The sequence below is a fragment of the Xenorhabdus taiwanensis genome, from assembly GCF_036512875.1.
Classification (GTDB): Bacteria; Pseudomonadota; Gammaproteobacteria; order Enterobacterales; family Enterobacteriaceae; genus Xenorhabdus; species Xenorhabdus taiwanensis.
This window is the reverse complement of sequence record NZ_AP028978.1, coordinates 302,934-323,010: the sequence shown is the minus strand read 5'-3', so window position 1 is coordinate 323,010 and position 20,077 is coordinate 302,934. Positions and strand designations below refer to the sequence as shown.

17 protein-coding genes are annotated in these 20,077 nt (G+C 47.0%); all 17 read right to left on the bottom strand.

Annotated elements, in window-relative coordinates:
- Nucleotides 1-91: 91 nt before the first annotated feature.
- The 17 genes from tnpA to ACE1SE_RS01285 all read right to left on the bottom strand — a co-directional run bounded on the left by tnpA (nt 92) and on the right by ACE1SE_RS01285 (nt 19,914).
- Nucleotides 92-547 (bottom strand): IS200/IS605 family transposase, encoded by a 456-nt coding sequence (tnpA, locus tag ACE1SE_RS01365; protein WP_099118097.1) that lies wholly within the window; start codon nt 545-547, stop codon nt 92-94.
- Between the two features lie 229 nt (nt 548-776).
- On the bottom strand, nt 777-5,000 hold the full coding sequence (gene rpoC / locus ACE1SE_RS01360; RefSeq protein ID WP_374052325.1) for a DNA-directed RNA polymerase subunit beta': 4,224 nt from the start codon (nt 4,998-5,000) through the stop codon (nt 777-779).
- A gap of 161 nt (nt 5,001-5,161) precedes the next feature.
- Complete coding sequence (gene rpoB, locus ACE1SE_RS01355) at nt 5,162-9,190, bottom strand: DNA-directed RNA polymerase subunit beta (protein ID WP_374052324.1); 4,029 nt, start codon at nt 9,188-9,190, stop codon at nt 5,162-5,164.
- A 378-nt stretch (nt 9,191-9,568) separates the two neighbouring features.
- Complete coding sequence (rplL, locus tag ACE1SE_RS01350; RefSeq protein ID WP_045972989.1) at nt 9,569-9,934, bottom strand: 50S ribosomal protein L7/L12; 366 nt, start codon at nt 9,932-9,934, stop codon at nt 9,569-9,571.
- A gap of 63 nt (nt 9,935-9,997) precedes the next feature.
- Entirely contained in the window at nt 9,998-10,495 is a 498-nt protein-coding gene (gene rplJ, locus ACE1SE_RS01345; protein WP_074020846.1) for a 50S ribosomal protein L10, read from the bottom strand.
- 346 nt (nt 10,496-10,841) lie between these two features.
- A complete protein-coding gene (rplA, locus tag ACE1SE_RS01340) occupies nt 10,842-11,543 on the bottom strand; it encodes a 50S ribosomal protein L1 (RefSeq protein ID WP_374052323.1) in 702 nt (233 codons plus the stop codon).
- A gap of 3 nt (nt 11,544-11,546) precedes the next feature.
- A complete protein-coding gene (gene rplK, locus ACE1SE_RS01335; protein ID WP_047684958.1) occupies nt 11,547-11,975 on the bottom strand; it encodes a 50S ribosomal protein L11 in 429 nt (142 codons plus the stop codon).
- Between the two features lie 213 nt (nt 11,976-12,188).
- A complete protein-coding gene (gene nusG / locus ACE1SE_RS01330) occupies nt 12,189-12,734 on the bottom strand; it encodes a transcription termination/antitermination protein NusG (protein WP_374052322.1) in 546 nt (181 codons plus the stop codon).
- 2 nt (nt 12,735-12,736) lie between these two features.
- Nucleotides 12,737-13,120, bottom strand: coding sequence for a preprotein translocase subunit SecE (secE, locus tag ACE1SE_RS01325; RefSeq protein ID WP_074020841.1), 384 nt, complete (start codon nt 13,118-13,120; stop codon nt 12,737-12,739).
- Nucleotides 13,121-13,456: 336 nt separating this feature from the next.
- Nucleotides 13,457-14,641 carry an elongation factor Tu gene (gene tuf / locus ACE1SE_RS01320; protein WP_374052009.1) on the bottom strand — a complete coding sequence of 395 codons (1,185 nt, stop codon included), beginning with the start codon at nt 14,639-14,641 and terminating at the stop codon, nt 13,457-13,459.
- A gap of 70 nt (nt 14,642-14,711) precedes the next feature.
- Complete coding sequence (gene fusA, locus ACE1SE_RS01315) at nt 14,712-16,820, bottom strand: elongation factor G (RefSeq protein ID WP_074020840.1); 2,109 nt, start codon at nt 16,818-16,820, stop codon at nt 14,712-14,714.
- 93 nt (nt 16,821-16,913) lie between these two features.
- Nucleotides 16,914-17,384 (bottom strand): 30S ribosomal protein S7, encoded by a 471-nt coding sequence (gene rpsG, locus ACE1SE_RS01310; RefSeq protein ID WP_074020838.1) that lies wholly within the window; start codon nt 17,382-17,384, stop codon nt 16,914-16,916.
- A gap of 98 nt (nt 17,385-17,482) precedes the next feature.
- Nucleotides 17,483-17,857: a 30S ribosomal protein S12 gene (rpsL, locus tag ACE1SE_RS01305; protein WP_010848548.1), complete on the bottom strand. Its 375-nt coding sequence runs from the start codon at nt 17,855-17,857 to the stop codon at nt 17,483-17,485.
- A 223-nt stretch (nt 17,858-18,080) separates the two neighbouring features.
- A complete protein-coding gene (gene tusB, locus ACE1SE_RS01300) occupies nt 18,081-18,368 on the bottom strand; it encodes a sulfurtransferase complex subunit TusB (RefSeq protein ID WP_374052321.1) in 288 nt (95 codons plus the stop codon).
- 19 nt (nt 18,369-18,387) lie between these two features.
- On the bottom strand, nt 18,388-18,747 hold the full coding sequence (gene tusC / locus ACE1SE_RS01295) for a sulfurtransferase complex subunit TusC (protein WP_374052320.1): 360 nt from the start codon (nt 18,745-18,747) through the stop codon (nt 18,388-18,390).
- Between the two features lie 34 nt (nt 18,748-18,781).
- Nucleotides 18,782-19,177, bottom strand: a complete 396-nt coding sequence (tusD, locus tag ACE1SE_RS01290; protein ID WP_374052319.1) for a sulfurtransferase complex subunit TusD — start codon at nt 19,175-19,177, stop codon at nt 18,782-18,784.
- Nucleotides 19,177-19,914, bottom strand: coding sequence for a helix-turn-helix transcriptional regulator (locus tag ACE1SE_RS01285; protein ID WP_099130918.1), 738 nt, complete (start codon nt 19,912-19,914; stop codon nt 19,177-19,179). The genes tusD and ACE1SE_RS01285 overlap by 1 nt, the downstream gene beginning before the upstream one ends.
- Between the last annotated feature and the right edge of the window lie 163 nt (nt 19,915-20,077).

Below are 20,077 nucleotides of genomic sequence, written 5' to 3'. Positions count from 1 at the left end.
TTTGCTCTTGCCCTATAAGGGCTTGTTACCGACTGCGCCTAAATGACGCTGCTTTCTCTTCGTTCAAGCTAAGTGTCTTTGCTGCTTTGGCCTACCCCTTGAAGGGGTCTACATGCTCTTTACTACTCAATTTATCCGAGATTAAATCCGACTTTTCTTGCTCTCTGATATACTTTTGAATTGTCGCTTCATTTAGCCCTACCGTACTGACATAGAACCCTTCCGCCCAAAACTTTCTGTTGCCAAATTTATATTTTAAATTGGCGTGTCTATCAAAGATCATCAACGAACTTTTACCCTTCAAATATCCCATAAAGCTTGAAACGCTTAGCTTTGGTGGAATACTCACCAACATATGAACATGATCTGGCATGAGATGACCTTCGATTATTTCCACACCTTTATACTTACAAAGGTCTCTGAGGATCTCTCCCACACTTGAACGAATATTATTAAAAATCACTTTCCGTCTATATTTCGGCGAAAAGACGATATGGTATTTACACAGCCACTTTGTATGCGCTGAGCTTTGTGCTTTAATGCCCATAAACACCTTTCCTTATTTGAGTTACGAATATTAGCTTGAACATCTATATCGTAACGGAAAGGTGTTTTTCTTGGTATAACCTTTGAACTCCACCCGCAAAGCGGGTGGTTTTATGTTTAAGACGCTAACGCGATTTAAACTGGCTAAAGCCATAAATAAAAAATGCCCTCTACCAGGAGAGGGCATTTCACGATTAGCTATACGATATAGGGTATGCTACACATCATGATTACTCATTATCGCTGCTACCAAAACCTGCATTCAACAATTCAGCAAGGTTTGCAGTGGCTTCGTCAACGCTAAATTGTGGCGCTTCAACCACTTCGTTTTCTTGACGACGACGGATGCGATCCTGATGGTAAGCATAGCCTGTACCCGCAGGGATCAGACGACCAACGATGACGTTCTCTTTCAGGCCACGCAGTTCATCACGTTTACCGGCAACAGCTGCTTCAGTCAGAACGCGGGTTGTTTCCTGGAACGACGCCGCAGAAATGAAGGATTCTGTTGCCAGTGATGCCTTGGTAATACCCAACAGGTCACGCTGGAAGGCAGCTGGTACTTTGCCATCCTGTTCCAGTTTACGGTTAGAAACTTTAACGCGTGCGTATTCAACCTGCTCACCTTCAAGGAATTCGGAACTACCCGCATTCGCAATAGTTGCTTTACGCAGCATCTGACGAACGATAACTTCAATGTGTTTATCGTTAATCTTAACGCCTTGCAGACGGTAAACTTCCTGTACTTCGTTAGTGATGTAACGAGCAACCGCGTGAACACCACGCAGGCGCAGAATGTCATGTGGAGATTCTGGGCCATCGGAGATCACGTCACCACGTTCAACAACCTCACCTTCGAACACGTTGAGCTGACGCCATTTAGGGATCATCTCTTCGTAAGGTTCACCACCATCCAGTGGAGTAATTACCAGACGGCGCTTGCCTTTGGTTTCTTTACCGAAGGAAACAATACCGCTGATTTCTGCCAGGATAGCAGGCTCTTTCGGACGACGGGCTTCGAACAGGTCCGCAACGCGTGGCAGACCACCGGTGATATCTTTAGTACCGCCAGATTCCTGAGGAATACGCGCCAATGTATCACCCGCAGAGATGGACATACCATCTTCCAACTGAACGATCGCTTTACCCGGCAGGAAATACTGCGCAGGCATATCTGTACCTGGGATAAGAACGTCGTTACCCTGAGCGTCTACAATTCTCAATGCTGGACGCAGGTCTTTACCGCTACCGGTACGCTCTGCACTATCCAGAACCACCAGTGAAGACAAGCCGGTCAGTTCATCCGTTTGACGGGTAATGGTTTGACCATCAACCATGTCGTAGAACTGGATAATACCGGATACTTCACTCACGATTGGCATGGTGTGTGGGTCCCAGTTCGCAACGGTTTCACCGCCAGTTACTGTCTCACCATCACCTTTCGTCAATACCGAGCCGTAAGGTACTTTATAGCTCTCTTTAGTACGACCGAAATCGTCGATCAGGCGCAATTCGGTATTACGAGAGGTAATAACCAGTTTGCTTGCTGAGTTCGTAACGAATTTCGCGTTGATCAGTTTCAGATGACCTTTGTTACGTACCTGAATGCTGGATTCTGCTGCCGCACGAGATGCCGCACCACCGATGTGGAACGTACGCATCGTCAACTGTGTACCTGGTTCACCGATTGACTGTGCTGCGATAACACCGATCGCTTCACCTTTATTGATCAGGTGACCACGAGCAAGGTCACGGCCGTAACAGTTCGCACAAACACCAAAGTCAGTTTCACAACTTACTACGGAACGTACTTTCACGCTGTCAACGGAGTTCTCTTCTAACAGATCACACCATTTTTCGTTCAGCAGCGTGTTACGTGGAACCAGAATGTCCGCTGTACCTGGCTTCAGGATATCTTCCGCCGCCACACGTCCCAATACACGCTCACGCAGTGGCTCTTTAACATCACCACCTTCGATAACCGGAGTCATCAGGATACCGTCGTGAGTACCACAATCATCTTCAGTTACGACCAGGTCTTGCGCAACGTCAACCAGACGACGGGTCAGGTAACCGGAGTTCGCCGTTTTCAATGCGGTATCCGCAAGACCTTTACGAGCACCGTGGGTTGAGATGAAGTACTGGAGTACGTTCAGACCTTCACGGAAGTTCGCGGTAATTGGGGTTTCGATGATGGAGCCATCTGGTGTTGCCATCAGACCACGCATACCCGCCAACTGACGGATCTGAGCCGCAGAACCACGCGCACCGGAGTCGGCCATCATAAAGATGTTGTTGAAAGAAACCTGTTGTTCTTCTTCACCGTTACGGTTAATCACTGTTTCAGAAGACAGGTTTTCCATCATCGCTTTAGCAACACGTTCGTTCGCCGCAGCCCAGATATCGATAACTTTGTTATAGCGTTCGCCAGCAGTTACCAGACCTGACTGGAACTGTTCCTGAATTTCGGCCACTTCCGCTTCTGCTTCTGCGATGATGCCTTCTTTCTTCTCAGGAATAACCATGTCGTCAATACCTACGGATACCCCTGAACGAGCAGCGTAAGCAAAACCGGTATACATGGTCTGGTCAGCCAAAATAACGGTTGGTTTCAAGCCCAGTATGCGGTAACAGGTATTCAGCATCTTAGAGATAGCTTTTTTACCCAGTGGCTGGTTAATCAGTGAGTATGGCAGGCCACGCGGCACAATCATCCACAGGATGGCACGACCGATAGTGGTATCAACCAAACCTGTGTTGATAGTCACGTTGCCTTCGCCATCTTTCACTTCTTCTGTGATACGAACTTTGACACGGGCATGCAGAGAAGCCAGACCAGCACGATAAACGCGCTCTGCTTCTTTAGGACCGGTCAAAACCATGCCTTCGCCTTTCGCGTTAACACAGTCACGAGTCATGTAGTACAGACCCAATACAACGTCCTGAGATGGAACGATGATGGGTTCACCACTCGCTGGAGACAGGATGTTGTTGGTAGACATCATCAACGCACGCGCTTCCAACTGAGCTTCCAGTGTCAACGGTACGTGAACAGCCATCTGGTCACCGTCGAAGTCGGCGTTATATGCCGCACACACTAGTGGGTGCAACTGAATAGCTTTACCTTCGATCAGAACAGGTTCAAATGCCTGAATACCCAAACGGTGCAGGGTTGGTGCACGGTTCAGCAGAACTGGGTGCTCACGGATGACTTCATCCAGGATATCCCATACAACCGCTTCTTCACGCTCAACCATTTTTTTAGCGGCTTTGATAGTCGTCGCCAGACCACGCAGTTCCAATTTGCCGTAAATAAATGGTTTGAACAGTTCCAGTGCCATCTTCTTAGGCAGACCACACTGATGCAGACGCAGGTATGGACCTACGGTAATTACAGAACGGCCTGAGTAGTCAACACGTTTACCCAGCAAGTTCTGACGGAAACGACCTTGTTTACCCTTGATCATGTCTGCCAGGGATTTCAGTGGTCGCTTGTTAGAACCGGTAATCGCACGACCGCGACGGCCGTTGTCCAGCAGCGCATCAACCGCTTCCTGCAACATACGTTTTTCGTTACGTACGATGATATCTGGCGCAGCCAAATCCAACAGGCGCTTCAGACGGTTGTTACGGTTAATAACGCGACGATACAGATCGTTCAGGTCTGAAGTTGCAAAACGGCCGCCATCCAGTGGAACCAGTGGACGCAAATCCGGTGGCAGAACTGGCAGAACGGTCAGAACCATCCACTCTGGTTTGTTGCCAGACTGAATGAAAGCTTCCAGCAGTTTAATACGCTTGGTCAGCTTCTTACGCTTGGTTTCAGAGTTGGTTTCGTTCAGTTCTTCGCGCAAGGTTTCACATTCGTTTTCCAGTTCGATGCTTTTCAGCAAAGCCTGAATTGCTTCTGCACCCATTTTTGCGTCAAATTCATCACCGAACTCTTCCAGTGCATCCAGATACTGTTCTTCAGTCAGGATTTGCCCACGCTCAAGACTGGTCATACCCCCTTCAACAACCACATAGGATTCGAAGTACAGTACTCGTTCAATATCGCGCAGAGGCATATCCAGCAATAAACCGATGCGGGATGGCAGAGATTTCAGGAACCAGATGTGAGCGGTTGGAGATGCCAGCTCAATGTGACCCATACGATCACGACGAACTTTAGTCTGGGTTACTTCAACGCCACATTTCTCACAAATCACACCACGGTGTTTCAAACGCTTGTATTTACCACACAAGCACTCGTAATCTTTTACTGGCCCGAAAATACGCGCACAGAAAAGACCGTCACGCTCAGGCTTGAACGTACGGTAGTTAATAGTTTCCGGCTTTTTTACTTCCCCGAATGACCACGAACGGATCATATCTGGAGAGGCCAGAGCAATTTTGATCGCATCAAACTCTTCGGTCTTGGTTTGCGCTTTCAGAAACTTCAATAAGTCTTTCACGAAATGGCTCCTGTCGGAGTTAGACCTGTTAGGTGAGTAGCCCATGCCACTCACCTCTGTAACCAGTATAACCACTGGGACCAGTGCAACCACTGGCTGGTAAACCGCCCGACATTCTTATGCTTCAACATATAGCCGGGCAGTACCAGCGGGAAAACAATTTATTCGTCTTCCAGCTCGATGTTGATACCCAACGAACGGATTTCTTTCAGCAATACGTTGAAAGATTCCGGCATGCCTGGTTCCATCTGGTGGTTACCATCCACGATGTTTTTATACATCTTGGTTCGACCGTTAACATCGTCGGATTTAACGGTGAGCATTTCTTGCAGGGTGTACGCCGCACCGTATGCTTCCAATGCCCACACTTCCATCTCACCGAAGCGCTGTCCACCGAACTGTGCCTTACCACCCAACGGCTGCTGAGTCACCAGGCTGTAAGAGCCGGTAGAACGGGCGTGCATCTTGTCATCAACCAAGTGGTTCAATTTCAGCATGTACATGTAGCCAACGGTTACCTGACGCTCGAATTGTTCACCTGTACGGCCGTCGAACAGAGTGAGCTGGCCGGAAGTCGGCAAACCGCCCAGTTTCAACAACTCTTTGATTTCGGTCTCTTTTGCACCGTCAAAGACAGGTGTTGCGATCGGCATACCTTTTCTCAAGTTTTCTGCCAGGCGCATCACTTCTTCATCGGTAAAGGTGCTCAAGTCAACTTTCTGACGGGTATCATCACCCAGATCATAAGCTTTCTGGATAAATTCACGCAGTTTGGCAACTTCTTGCTGCTGTTTCAGCATCGCATTGATCTTGTCACCAATACCTTTCGCCGCCATGCCCAAGTGGGTTTCCAAAATCTGACCGATGTTCATACGTGATGGTACGCCCAGCGGGTTCAGTACGATGTCCACTGGTGTGCCGTTTTCATCGTAAGGCATGTCTTCGATCGGGTTGATCTTGGAGATAACACCTTTGTTACCGTGACGACCTGCCATCTTGTCACCAGGTTGAATCTGACGTTTCACAGCCAGATACACTTTGACAATTTTCAGCACGCCTGGTGCCAGATCGTCGCCCTGAGTGATCTTACGGCGTTTAGCATCCAGTTTTTTCTCGAACTCTATTTTCAGTTCGTCATACTGTTCTGCCAACTGCTCCAGCTGATTTTGTTTTTCTTCATCAGCCAGGCCCAGCTCCAACCAACGCTCGCGAGGAAGTTTGCTGAGTTTTTCCGCTTCAATGCCACCGGCAACCAGTACAGAGTGAATACGAGCAAACAGGCCAGCTTCGAAAATTTGCAGTTCTTCTGTCAGGTCTTTCTTAGCCTCACGCAGCTGCATCTCTTCGATTTCCAACGCACGTTTGTCTTTCTCTACACCATCACGGGTAAAGACTTGTACGTCGATAACAGTACCAGAAACACCGTTTGGTACGCGCAGCGAGGAGTCTTTCACATCAGACGCTTTCTCACCGAAGATCGCACGCAACAGTTTTTCTTCTGGAGTCAACTGCGTTTCACCTTTCGGCGTCACCTTACCAACCAGAATGTCGCCACCTTTCACTTCCGCACCGATATAAACGATACCGGATTCGTCCAGTTTAGACAGCGCCGCTTCACCCACGTTAGGGATGTCAGCCGTAATCTCTTCAGGCCCCAGTTTAGTGTCACGAGACACACAAGCCAGTTCTTGAATGTGAATGGTGGTGAAACGGTCTTCCTGAACAACACGCTCAGATACGAGGATGGAGTCCTCGAAGTTATAACCATTCCAAGGCATGAACGCCACGCGCATGTTCTGACCCAGTGCCAGTTCACCCAAGTCAGTGGATGGACCATCAGCCAGCACGTCACCGCGTTCTACCAGTTCGCCCAAAGAAACACATGGTGTCTGGTTAATACAGGTGTTTTGGTTTGAGCGGGTATATTTGGTCAGGTTATAGATATCAATGCCCGCTTCACCCGCGTACATTTCATCTTCGTTAACCTTGATAACGATACGAGATGCGTCAACGTACTGAACCACACCGCCGCGTTTAGCAACAGAAGTTACACCGGAGTCAACCGCTACCGCACGCTCCATACCTGTTCCGACCAGCGGCTTATCTGCGCGCAGAGTTGGAACCGCCTGACGTTGCATGTTCGCACCCATCAATGCACGGTTGGCGTCATCGTGTTCAAGGAATGGGATCAGAGAAGCACCGACGGACACGATCTGTTGTGTCGAAACGTCCATGTACTGAACCTGATCACGGTTGAACAAGCTGGATTCATCGTAATGACGGCAAGTGACTAATTCTTCAACGAAGTGGCCTTCTTCATCCAATACGGTGTTCGCCTGTGCAATGACGTAGTTACCTTCTTCGATTGCTGACAGGTAGTGGATTTCATCAGTCACTACACCATCACGAACTAAACGGTAAGGTGTTTCAAGGAAACCATACTCATTGGTACGCGCATAAACGGACAATGAGTTAATCAAACCGATGTTTGGACCTTCAGGTGTTTCAATTGGACACACACGACCATAGTGAGTTGGGTGTACGTCTCGAACTTCAAAGCCTGCACGCTCACGGGTCAGACCGCCTGGACCCAACGCAGAAATACGACGTTTATGGGTGATTTCAGACAGCGGGTTGTTCTGGTCCATGAACTGGGACAACTGGCTCGAACCAAAGAACTCTTTCACCGCCGCAGAAATTGGTTTGGCGTTGATCATGTCCTGTGGCATCAGGGTATCCAGATCGCCCAGAGACAAACGCTCTTTCACTGCACGTTCTACACGAACCAGACCGACGCGGAACTGGTTTTCAGCCATTTCACCAACGGAACGGATGCGACGGTTACCCAAATGGTCGATATCATCGACTTCACCTTTACCGTTACGGATATCGATGAGCTTTTTCATCACGTCAATGATGTCTTCTTTGCTCAAGATACCGGAACCTTCAACCTCGTCACGATCCAGTGAGCGGTTGAATTTCATACGACCAACTGCAGACAGATCATAACGATCTTCAGAGAAGAACAGGTTCTCAAACAGGTTTTCTGCGGCTTCGCGTGTTGGTGGTTCACCCGGACGCATCATGCGATAGATTTCAACCAGTGCGCTCAGGCGATCATTGGTTGGATCAACACGCAGGGTTTCGGAAATATAAGCGCCGTGGTCCAGATCATTGGTAAACAGGGTCTCGATAGATTTGTAACCAGCCTGACTTAAACGGGCCAGCAGATCCAAAGAGAGTTCCATGTTAGCAGCACAGATGATTTCACCTGTGTTCTGGTCGATGTAATCTTTTGCTACAACTTTACCCGCAATATATTCAACAGGCACCTCAATACGGTCTACCTGTTCTTTTTCTAACTGGCGGATATGGCGAGCTGTGATACGACGGCCTTTTTCAACATAAATTTTGCCGTTTGCTTCGATATCAAATGAAGCGGTCTCGCCACGCAGACGTTCTGGAACCAGCATCATCTGCAATTTATTGTCGCGAATTTCGAAAACGGTTTTTTTGAAGAACAGATTCAGGATGTCTTCAGAAGAATAATCCATCGCGCGCAGAATAATCGAGGCCGGCAACTTACGACGGCGGTCGATACGCACAAACAGGTTATCTTTTGGATCAAATTCGAAATCTAACCACGAACCACGGTAAGGAATGATACGTGCATTATACAGTACCTTACCGGATGAATGGGTTTTACCCTTATCGCTATCAAAGAACACGCCAGGGCTACGATGCAACTGAGATACGATAACGCGCTCAGTACCGTTGATAACGAAGGTCCCGTTATCAGTCATGAGTGGAATTTCACCCATGTAGACTTCTTGTTCTTTGATGTCCTTAACTGTGCCTTCTGGCGCTTCGCGCTCATAGATCACCAGACGCAACTTAACGCGCAGAGGTGCAGAGAAAGTCACGCCACGGATCTGGCACTCTTTGACATCAAAGACAGGTTCACCAAGACGGTAGCTTACATATTGCAGCTCCGAATTGCCGCTGTAGCTCTGAATTGGAAACACTGAACGGAAGGCCGCTTCCAGTCCATTTTGGCCTTCAGGATCTTGCTCGATAAACTTCTGGAACGAGTCAAGTTGGATAGAAAGAAGGTATGGAACATCCAAAACTTGTGGACGTTTACCAAAATCCTTACGAATACGTTTTTTCTCGGTATAGGAGTAAACCATAGGGTTCCTCAGCTCGCTGATAAGTGACCCACTCTGTCCGCCCTTAAGGACAGCACTCTGCAACACTATTTTTTCGAACAGAAAACAGAATATTTTCCGTAATACTCATTACTATTACTCTTAAATCATTTCATTGCGTTACCTTACTACCGAGCTACCCGAGTGGATCGTAGCTGAGAACGCAGTATATTAAGTCGTCAATAGGAAGAAGTATTTTGGGTTTATTAGCAGCCAAACAGTGTGAAATGCTACTAACTCCCTATTAATGCCTTTCAGGCAAATCTAATAGATAATGCCCTTACAGCGCAAAAAGGCTGGCGATTAAAAAACCGCCAGCCGCCAGCCTTAAAAAATCAGGCTGCGAACTTCAAACAGATCTTACTTGATCTCAACAGAAGCACCTGCTTCTTCCAGAGATTTTTTCAGAGCTTCAGCGTCGTCTTTGCTGATGCCTTCTTTCAGAGCTGCTGGAGCGCTTTCAACCAGGTCTTTCGCTTCTTTCAGACCCAGGCCAGTTGCGCCACGTACTGCTTTGATTACAGCAACTTTGTTAGCACCAGCGCCAGTCAGGATTACGTCGAATTCAGTTTTTTCTTCAACGGCTTCAGCAGCACCACCAACTACAGCTACAGCTGCAGCAGCAGAAACGCCGAATTTTTCTTCCATCATGCTGATCAGTTCAACAACGTCCATTACAGACATTTCTGCAACTGCGTCCAGAATTTGTTCTTTAGTGATAGACATAACAAGTGTTCCTAAAATTCAGAAAAAATTTATACGTTAAAAAGCAACGAAGGAAATAAGCAATTAAGCAGCTTCTTTCTGATCGCGTAGCGCAGCCAGAGTACGAACCAGTTTGCCTGCAGCGGCTTCTTTCATGGTTGACATCAGGCGTGCGATTGCTTCTTCGTAAGTTGGGAGTGTTGCCAGGCGATCAATGTTGCTCGCTGGGATAAACTCACCTTCAAAGGCTGCTGCTTTAATCTCGAATGCTGGGTTCGCTTTCGCGAAATCTTTGAACAGACGAGCAGCTGCGCCCGGATGTTCGTTAGAAAAAGCAATCAAGGTTGGACCAACAAACGCTTCTTTCAGGCACTCAAATTCAGTACCTTCAACAGCACGGCGCATCAGCGTGTTACGAACAACACGCATATAAACGCCAGCTTCGCGACCTGCTTTACGCAGTTCAGTCATTTTATCTACGGTAACGCCGCGAGAATCCGCAACAACCGCAGACAGCGCGCCTTTGGCTACTTCGCTGACTTCAGCAACAATCGCTTGTTTGTCTTGAAGATTTAGTGCCATTAGCTTCTTGCTCCTGGATTAACCGGGCAAACCCGGGACTCACTTCACTCAGAACACCAAATGTGCCTGAGCGCTGAAACACGGTGAGCAGAATCCAGAAAATAAATTTCATTTGGCTCTGTCACCGTCTACGCAGGATATTAAGTAAGTAATCACTTATCTTACGCCTGCGGTCTTGGACGGGGCCTGAATTAGGCCAGGCTCCAACCGAAAATTTGTGATTTGCCGATACTACCTTATTTTTCGAAGGCTGTGTGTTATAAAACACACTAATCAGACAAATTTGAAGCGTCAGATTTTAGACAAATCTGACGCTAAGGTAAAGCGTTATTCTCAGCTTAAATTATTAAACTGATGCGCTCAGACTAGACTGGTCGATCGCAACACCTGCACCCATAGTGGTAGACAGGCTAACTTTCTTAACGAAAACACCTTTAGCAGAAGATGGTTTCGCTTTTTTCAGTGCAACCAGCAAAGCTTCCAGGTTTTCTTTCAGTTTGTCAGCGTCGAAGTCAACTTTACCGATAGTGGTGTGGATGATACCGTTCTTGTCATTACGGTAACGAACCTGACCCGCTTTAGCGTTCTGTACAGCTTCAGCAACGTTAGGCGTTACAGTACCTACTTTCGGGTTTGGCATCAGACCACGTGGGCCCAGGATTTGACCCAGTTGGCCAACAACGCGCATTGCATCTGGAGATGCGATAACAACGTCAAAGTCCATCTCGCCTTTCTTAACCAGTTCAGCCAGATCTTCCATACCTACCAGTTCAGCGCCAGCAGCTTTAGCCGCTTCAGCGTTTGCACCCTGAGTAAATACAGCAACACGTACTGAACGGCCAGTACCGTGTGGCAGTACAGTTGCACCACGAACGTTCTGGTCAGATTTACGAGCATCAATGCCAAGATTAACAGCTACGTCAACGCTTTCTACGAATTTAGCAGTAGCCAGTTCTTTCAGCAGAGTAACAGCTTCGTTGATGTCATATTGTTTAGTTGCATCAACTTTTTCACGGATAGTGCGCATGCGCTTGGTCAGTTTAGCCATTGATTAACCCTCCACTACCAGGCCCATGGAACGAGCAGTACCTTCGATTGAACGCATCATCGCGTCAACGTCAGCACCAGTCATGTCCGCAGCTTTAGTTTCAGCAATTTCACGAATCTGAGCGCTGGTAACTTTACCAACTTTATCTTTGTTCGGTTTGCCAGAACCAGATTTGATGCCTGCTGCTTTTTTCAGCAGAACAGCCGCTGGTGGGGTTTTGGTAACGAAAGTGAAAGAACGGTCTGCGTAAACAGTAATCACAACTGGAATTGGCAAGCCTTTCTCAATGCTTTCAGTTTTAGCATTGAACGCTTTACAGAATTCCATGATGTTAACACCCTGCTGACCCAGAGCTGGACCAACTGGTGGGCTTGGGTTAGCCATACCAGCTGCAACTTGCAGCTTAACGTAGGCTTGTACTTTCTTAGCCATTTATTTTTCCTCTATACGGGTCTTATCGCCTCAAGATGAGGCTCCCCTGACGATTCGACCCCGTCTATTAAAGACCAGGCCACTAAAAACTTTAACTCACCTAATATTATCCAAGTATCATCTAAAAATGATGCCGAGATAAAAACAAAAGGCGCGAAATTGTATGCTAATTTCACACCCTTTGCAAGCATAAGCGATTATTTAATCACCAGGTTAGACTTTCTCTACCTGGCTGAAATCCAGCTCAACAGGTGTAGCACGACCAAAGATAGAAACCGATACTTTCAAGCGGCTCTTCTCGTAATCGACTTCTTCCACCACACCATTGAAGTCTGCAAACGGACCATCGCTGACTCGAACCATTTCGCCTGGTTCGAACAGAGTTTTTGGCCGTGGTTTATCACCAACCTGTTGAAGACGATTCATGATCGCATCAACTTCTTTATCGCTGATTGGTGCTGGGCGGTCAGAAGTACCACCGATAAAACCCATTACGCGAGGTACATTGCGAACCAAATGCCAGCTTGCATCGTTCATTACCATCTGTACCAAGACATAGCCAGGGAAGAATTTACGCTCGCTTTTACGGCGCTGGCCACTACGGATCTCAACAACCTCTTCCGTCGGCACCATCACTTCGCCAAAAGAATCTTCCATCTCTTGTAATTTGATATGTTCACGCAGAGATTGAGCGACGCGACCTTCAAACCCAGAAAATGCCTGGATGACATACCAACGCTTTTTTGGGGATTCAGACATTTTTAAAACCTCAGGCCTGTAATAAATGAAACTAAACGCACCAGAATACCATCAAGCCCCCATAAAATAAGAGACATGACAGCCGTCACAGCTGCAACAATCAAAGTCGTATGCAGCGCTTCCTGGCGAGTTGGCCAAATGACTTTACGCATTTCAATGCGGGCTTCACGGGCAAAGGCTAATGCAGCTTTACCTTTTACAGTCCACAATGCAACTGCTCCTGCAAGGGCAACAATAGCAACCACGGCTATCGCGCGCAGAGGCAGGTTATACTCTCGGTAATAGTAATTACCCACAATAGCAACCACCAGTAGCACTGCCACCAATAGCCATTTTGCTATATCAAGACCACGCCCGCTTTCTTGAGCATCGCTATTCGCACTCATAAACCAACCTGTAACTATATGTAAGTAACTATGATGTAAATAGATAGCCAGCTTGCCTCGCAAGAGCAAAACAAATCAGACCGAACCCAAAGATAATTGTAATTGTATCTGACTCGGCACCATAATTCAGCAGGACTTTTGGATATCAATGATATCTAAGCCCATCCGTTGTATCAGAGCCTATCTCACCAATAATTAAGAATAGCAATCAAATAGCAATTTATCTGCCATTAATTATTCAATTATGAACAACTATTGATGAGATAGGTTCTTCTTAAGACAACGTATAAAAAGGGCATCTATCGATGCCCTTCCAAAATGAACACATAAAAAAAATTATGCGATCACTTTAGCAACAACACCAGCACCTACAGTACGGCCACCTTCGCGGATTGCGAAACGCAGACCTTCGTCCATAGCGATTGGTGCAATCAGGTTAACTACCATGTTGATGTTGTCACCTGGCATAACCATCTCTACGCCTTCTGGCAGTTCGATAGTACCGGTTACGTCAGTGGTACGGAAGTAGAACTGTGGACGGTAACCTTTGAAGAATGGAGTATGACGGCCACCTTCATCTTTGCTCAGGATATACACTTCAGATTCGAACTGAGTGTGTGGGTGGATAGAGCCTGGCTTCGCCAGAACCTGACCACGCTCAACGTCATCACGCTTAGTACCACGCAGCAGAACACCCACGTTCTCACCCGCACGGCCTTCGTCCAGCAGTTTGCGGAACATTTCAACGCCGGTACAAGTGGTTTTGGTGGTTTCTTTGATACCGACGATTTCAACTTCGTCACCCACTTTAACGATACCACGCTCTACACGACCAGTAACTACAGTACCACGGCCGGAGATAGAGAATACGTCTTCGATTGGCAGCAGGAATGGCTTGTCAATGTCACGCTCTGGTTCTGGGATGTAAGAATCCAGTGCTTCTGCCAGCTCGATCACTTTCGCTTCCCACTCTGCATCGCCTTCCAGCGCTTTCAGCGCAGAACCACGGATGATTGGGGTGTCGTCGCCTGGGAAATCGTACTGAGACAGCAGCTCACGTACTTCCATTTCTACCAGTTCCAGCAGCTCTTCATCATCAACCATGTCACATTTGTTCAGGAACACGATGATGTAAGGAACGCCTACCTGACGACCCAGCAGGATGTGCTCACGAGTCTGTGGCATTGGGCCATCAGTTGCAGCAACAACCAGGATCGCGCCGTCCATCTGAGCCGCACCGGTGATCATGTTTTTCACGTAGTCGGCGTGGCCTGGGCAGTCAACGTGTGCGTAGTGACGAGTTGGGGTATCGTACTCTACGTGAGAAGTAGAGATGGTGATACCACGTGCTTTTTCTTCTGGTGCGTTGTCGATCTGGTCGAATGCACGCGCGTTACCGCCGTAAGTTTTTGCCAGAACGGTAGTGATTGCAGCAGTCAGGGTAGTTTTACCGTGGTCAACGTGGCCGATAGTACCAACGTTAACGTGCGGTTTTGAACGTTCAAACTTTTCTTTAGACACGACTCTATTCCTTAATACTGCTCCCCCGTCACAGAGATGAGGGAGCTAAAAAGATAGTAAACTCGAAAACTTATCTAGATTTACGAGCTTCGATAATAGCCTGAGCGACGTTGCTAGGCGCTTCGTTGTACTTCAAGAACTCCATGGAGTAAGAAGCACGACCTTGGGTCTGAGAACGCAGGTCAGTAGCATAACCAAACATTTCAGACAATGGTACTTGAGCACGAACAATTTTGCCCGTAGCTATATCATCCATACCATCGATCATACCACGGCGACGGTTCAGGTCACCGATGACGTCACCCATATAGTCTTCTGGTGTTTCCACTTCGACTTTCATGATAGGTTCCAGCAGAACTGGTTTCGCTTTCATGAAGCCTTCTTTAAATGCCATGGATGCAGCAATTTTAAAGGCGATTTCTGAGGAGTCAACGTCATGGTAAGAACCATCGAACAGGGCAACTTTAACGTCAACGATTGGATAACCAGCCAGAACACCGCTCTTAAGCTGTTCCTGAACGCCTTTGTCGACGCCTGGGATGTATTCTTTAGGAACAACACCACCAACGATTTCGTTCGCGAACTCGTAACCAGCACCACCGGCTTCCAGAGGCTCGATACGTAGCCAAACGTGACCGTACTGACCGCGACCACCGGACTGTTTAGCGTGTTTACCTTCCTGCTCAACAGAAGCACGGATGGTTTCACGGTAAGCAACCTGAGGTTTACCTACGTTCGCTTCAACGTTGAATTCACGACGCATACGGTCAACCAGAACGTCGAGGTGCAGCTCACCCATACCTGCGATGATGGTCTGACCAGACTCTTCATCACTGCTCACGCGGAAAGATGGGTCTTCCTGAGCCAGACGACCTAAAGCGATACCCATTTTTTCTTGGTCAGCTTTCGTTTTTGGCTCGATAGCAACAGAGATAACTGGCTCTGGGAATTCCATGCGCTCCAGAATGATTGGCGCGTTCAGGTCACAGAGAGTATCACCGGTGGTTACATCTTTCAGACCGATAGCAGCAGCGATATCGCCTGCACGGACTTCTTTGATTTCTTCACGTTTGTTAGCGTGCATCTGAACGATACGGCCAAAACGTTCTTTTTTGTCTTTCACCGGGTTCAGTACGGTGTCACCAGAGTTAACAACACCAGAATAAACGCGGAAGAAAGTCAAGTTACCCACGAATGGGTCAGTCGCGATTTTGAATGCCAGTGCTGAGAATGGCTCATCATCGCTAGAGTGACGTTCAGCTGGAGTGTCTTTACCGTCTGGCAGCATACCTTTGATGGATTCAACATCAGTTGGGGCTGGCAGATATTCGACAACTGCATCCAACATTGCCTGAACACCTTTGTTCTTAAATGCAGAACCACAGGTAACCAGGATAATTTCGTTAGCCAAAACACGCTTACGCAGAGCTGCCTTGATTTCTTCTTCAGTCAGCTCTTCACCGCCCAGGTATTTATCCATCAGCTCTTCTGATGCTTCTGCTGCGGATTCAATCAGGTTCTGATGCCATTCCTGAGCCTGCTCAAGCATATCAGCCGGAATATCTTCGTATTCGAAGGTAATACCCTGATCTTCGTCGTTCCAGTTGATTGCTTTCATTTTCAGCAAATCAATAACACCGGTGAAAGTATCTTCTGCACCGATTGCCAATTGCAGAGGAACAGGGTTAGCAGCCAGACGAGTTTTGATCTGTTCAACAACGCGCAGGAAGTTCGCTCCCATACGGTCCATTTTGTTAACGAACGCGATACGTGGAACACTATATTTGTTCGCCTGACGCCATACAGTTTCAGACTGTGGCTGAACACCACCAACTGCACAGTAAACCATTACTGCACCGTCAAGAACACGCATGGAACGTTCTACTTCGATAGTGAAGTCAACGTGGCCTGGGGTGTCGATGATGTTGATACGGTGTGGCTCATACTGTTTAGCCATACCAGACCAAAATGCGGTAGTCGCAGCAGACGTGATGGTAATACCACGTTCTTGCTCCTGCTCCATCCAGTCCATAGTAGCAGCGCCATCATGAACTTCACCGATCTTATGGCTTACACCAGTGTAGAACAGAATACGTTCGGTAGTAGTGGTTTTACCCGCGTCAATGTGCGCACTGATACCGATATTACGGTAACGAGTTATAGGGGTTTTACGAGCCATTTTTTCCTCTCTCGTGGGCGTTCAATTTAGAGAACGGGTAGCCGGACAGCTACCCAGAACATATTCACTGCCGATGGAATACCCAATAAGGGATTACCAACGGTAGTGTGCGAACGCCTTGTTAGCTTCTGCCATACGGTGAACGTCTTCACGTTTCTTCACAGCAGCGCCTTTATTTTCAGCCGCATCAGATAATTCATTTGCCAGGCGCAGAGCCATGGACTTATCACCGCGTTTACGAGCAGCTTCAACGATCCAACGCATTGCCAGAGCATTACGACGAACCGGACGAACTTCAACTGGAACCTGATAAGTAGAACCACCAACACGGCGGGACTTAACTTCTACAGTCGGGCGCACGTTATCCAGTGCCAACTCGAATGCTTCCAGGTGATCTTTACCAGCACGCTGAGCCAGGGTCTCAAGCGCACCATATACAATTGCTTCTGCGACAGACTTCTTACCGTCTACCATCAGGATATTTACAAATTTGGCCAGCAGTTCAGATCCGAACTTTGGATCTGGCAGAATTTTACGTTGACCAATTACACGACGACGTGGCATGGAAATACTCCGTTTCGAATTTCAGGGTTGTCCAAAACTCTACGAGTTTATTTTGACATTAATGTGAAAAATGTTTGGCCTTACTTAACGGAGAACCATTAAGCCTTTGGCTTCTTCACACCGTACTTAGAACGACCTTGTTTACGGTCTTTAACACCGGCACAGTCCAGAGCGCCGCGAACGGTGTGGTAACGCACACCTGGCAAGTCTTTAACACGACCGCCACGGATCAGGATAACGGAGTGTTCCTGCAGGTTGTGGCCTTCACCACCGATGTAGGAAGAAACTTCGTAACCGTTAGTCAAACGCACACGGCATACTTTACGCAGTGCGGAGTTTGGTTTTTTAGGAGTGGTGGTATATACACGAGTACATACGCCACGTTTTTGCGGGCAAGCTTCCAGAGCAGGAACGTTGCTTTTCACAACTTTCGAGCTACGAGATTTGCGAACCAGCTGATTAATAGTTGCCATTATTAAAAAAGCTCCTGGTTTTTTGCTTCGTAAACACGGATTTTACCCTCTCTCTGTCATTATGACAAAACAAGAGGACGCGGAATTTTATTGCTGACTTGACGAGGTGTCAAGAAATATACAGCTTTTCTATATCGGCAAAATCTTATCGGTAAGGTACTGCCAACAAAGCATTGGGCTGGTAAAGTGACTGAAAAGTGCAATTCAGATCTACCAATCACATCTACCAGGCAAAATTTTGCTGATGTTTTACCGTTAAGCTAACAAAGCCATTGTAATCAATCACCCTTACACGGTCTGAAATCTGTTCAATCAGCCCCCGTGCTTCGAGATCTTCCTTCAAAACATAAATGCCTGCCCCGGTACGGAACAACTCAGCCAAATAACGGTTATCATTAATGCTCAATAACACACCGTTTTGCATCAATAAAACATCATCAGTATCAGATACAAGGCCAAGCATTGCATTGAAGTCATCATGGTAAGGTGAGCGACTGACAGTATATAACATGTTACCCGCCTGAAATAGATTAAAATTTCAACACAAAATCATAACCCGCCAACAATGCTCGGATTGCGGCGGCAGAAAGAAATTCAGCTTCCAGCACAAAATTGTTTGCTGGGCTGCCTCCCCGAATCACCAAATCATCCAGACAAACGTAACATTTATCAATGTCATAAAGCGGCAAGATCTTAAAGGTTGAGATGTAGTCACGGGCCAGAATTTTATCCGGCTGCTGATTGGCCAATAATTGAAATACGCCATCAGACATAAAAAATACACCGATCTGCTCAGTCAATGCCGACGTCGCCAGCAGTGCATCCAGCCCTTCCCTGCCGGCAGAAGAGCCGTGAGGAGCTTCAGTAAAAACAAAGGCAATTTTTTTCATCGATACCCACGAAGATTCCCAAACCTAACCCGCGCTAAAATTGTATGACACGATCACATAGCATCATGGCTTCTGCCAATGATCCCAACCCACTAAGCTCAAACCCTTCAGCTAAATTAGCGGCAGGCAGATTCAATTCACGGGCTTGCTGTTCATCTACGACACCACGGCGCAATGCCGCTGCAACACAGATAAACAGATCGAATTGATGCTGGACTGCCAATACCTGCCAGGCCCTGACCAAATCAAACTCATCATTGGCAGGGGCAACCAATTGATTGCCGTTTTGGACACCTTCACGATAAAAAAACACACTATGCAATTTATGGCCTGATGCGATCAATGCCTGAGCAAATTGGTAAGCACTGCTGGCATGTTGAGTACCGTAAGCTGGCCCAGTGACCAGCAAACAATAAGACAGTGACGACATTACTTCTCCGAACCCGCACATTCACCATTTTTAAACTGACGAATGTAGAGGTATACCGTATGTTTGGAGATATTCAAACGATCAGCGACCTGATTGATGGCATCTTTAATATCAAAAATACCTTTTTCATAAAGGTTCAGCACTACCTGTCTGTTTTTCGCATTATTAGAAACGTTGCGATCAGCATTCACTTCTTCAATAGTGAATTCCAGAGTTTGTGCTACCAGATCATCCACGGAAGAGGCAAAATTGACGTTTGAAGCAACTTCATGCGTTTTTTCCGGGATAAAGGTCTGAATAATTTCAGAGAAAGGCACATCAAGGTTCATATTGATGCACAAAAGCCCAATGACTCGACGCTGGCGATTACGAATAGCAATCGTGACAGATTTCATCAACGAGCCACTTTTTGCTCGTGTGAAATACGCCCTGGAAACGCTGCTATCTTCATCCGTAATATCATGCAGCATTCGCAACGCCAGATCGGTAATCGGAGAACCAATTTTACGCCCCGTATGCTCGCCATTAGCTATTCTGACGGCTGAACATTTAAGATCTTCCAGTGAATGAAGAACTATTTCACAATGCCCACCAATCAACATAGCCAGGCCATCAACAGCAGCTTCGTAAGATTTTAAAATTTCGTGATCAGTTTCACTAAATGGTTGGTTTTCCAGTAAATCAATATCACTGTTATCACTAGAGATATTATCACCAGTTAATAGCGGGGTAGACATGTAATACACCATCCTTCAAATTCTGACTTTGCCTCACCAAAAACATCAGGGCAAGATTTATTATAAAATCACATGACTGCAACTCAGCATCTACTTCGGTAAACACCTATTGTCACAAGAAAGTTAAATAGCCTTATGTGATAAATGCTAAAAACAAACAGTT

Bases quoted from the DNA above. Each gene is read 5' to 3' on its own strand.
- tnpA (WP_099118097.1), bottom strand. From the start codon at position 547: ATGGGCATTAAAGCACAAAGCTCAGCGCATACAAAGTGGCTGTGTAAA.
- rpoB (WP_374052324.1), bottom strand. From the start codon at position 9,190: ATGGTTTACTCCTATACCGAGAAAAAACGTATTCGTAAGGATTTTGGT.
- rplL (WP_045972989.1), bottom strand. From the start codon at position 9,934: ATGTCTATCACTAAAGAACAAATTCTGGACGCAGTTGCAGAAATGTCT.
- rplJ (WP_074020846.1), bottom strand. From the start codon at position 10,495: ATGGCACTAAATCTTCAAGACAAACAAGCGATTGTTGCTGAAGTCAGC.
- rplA (WP_374052323.1), bottom strand. From the start codon at position 11,543: ATGGCTAAACTGACCAAGCGCATGCGCACTATCCGTGAAAAAGTTGAT.
- rplK (WP_047684958.1), bottom strand. From the start codon at position 11,975: ATGGCTAAGAAAGTACAAGCCTACGTTAAGCTGCAAGTTGCAGCTGGT.
- nusG (WP_374052322.1), bottom strand. From the start codon at position 12,734: ATGTCTGAATCCCCAAAAAAGCGTTGGTATGTCATCCAGGCATTTTCT.
- secE (WP_074020841.1), bottom strand. From the start codon at position 13,120: ATGAGTGCGAATAGCGATGCTCAAGAAAGCGGGCGTGGTCTTGATATA.
- fusA (WP_074020840.1), bottom strand. From the start codon at position 16,820: ATGGCTCGTAAAACCCCTATAACTCGTTACCGTAATATCGGTATCAGT.
- rpsG (WP_074020838.1), bottom strand. From the start codon at position 17,384: ATGCCACGTCGTCGTGTAATTGGTCAACGTAAAATTCTGCCAGATCCA.
- rpsL (WP_010848548.1), bottom strand. From the start codon at position 17,857: ATGGCAACTATTAATCAGCTGGTTCGCAAATCTCGTAGCTCGAAAGTT.
- tusB (WP_374052321.1), bottom strand. From the start codon at position 18,368: ATGTTATATACTGTCAGTCGCTCACCTTACCATGATGACTTCAATGCA.
- tusC (WP_374052320.1), bottom strand. From the start codon at position 18,747: ATGAAAAAAATTGCCTTTGTTTTTACTGAAGCTCCTCACGGCTCTTCT.
- tusD (WP_374052319.1), bottom strand. From the start codon at position 19,177: ATGTCGTCACTGTCTTATTGTTTGCTGGTCACTGGGCCAGCTTACGGT.
- ACE1SE_RS01285 (WP_099130918.1), bottom strand. From the start codon at position 19,914: ATGTCTACCCCGCTATTAACTGGTGATAATATCTCTAGTGATAACAGT.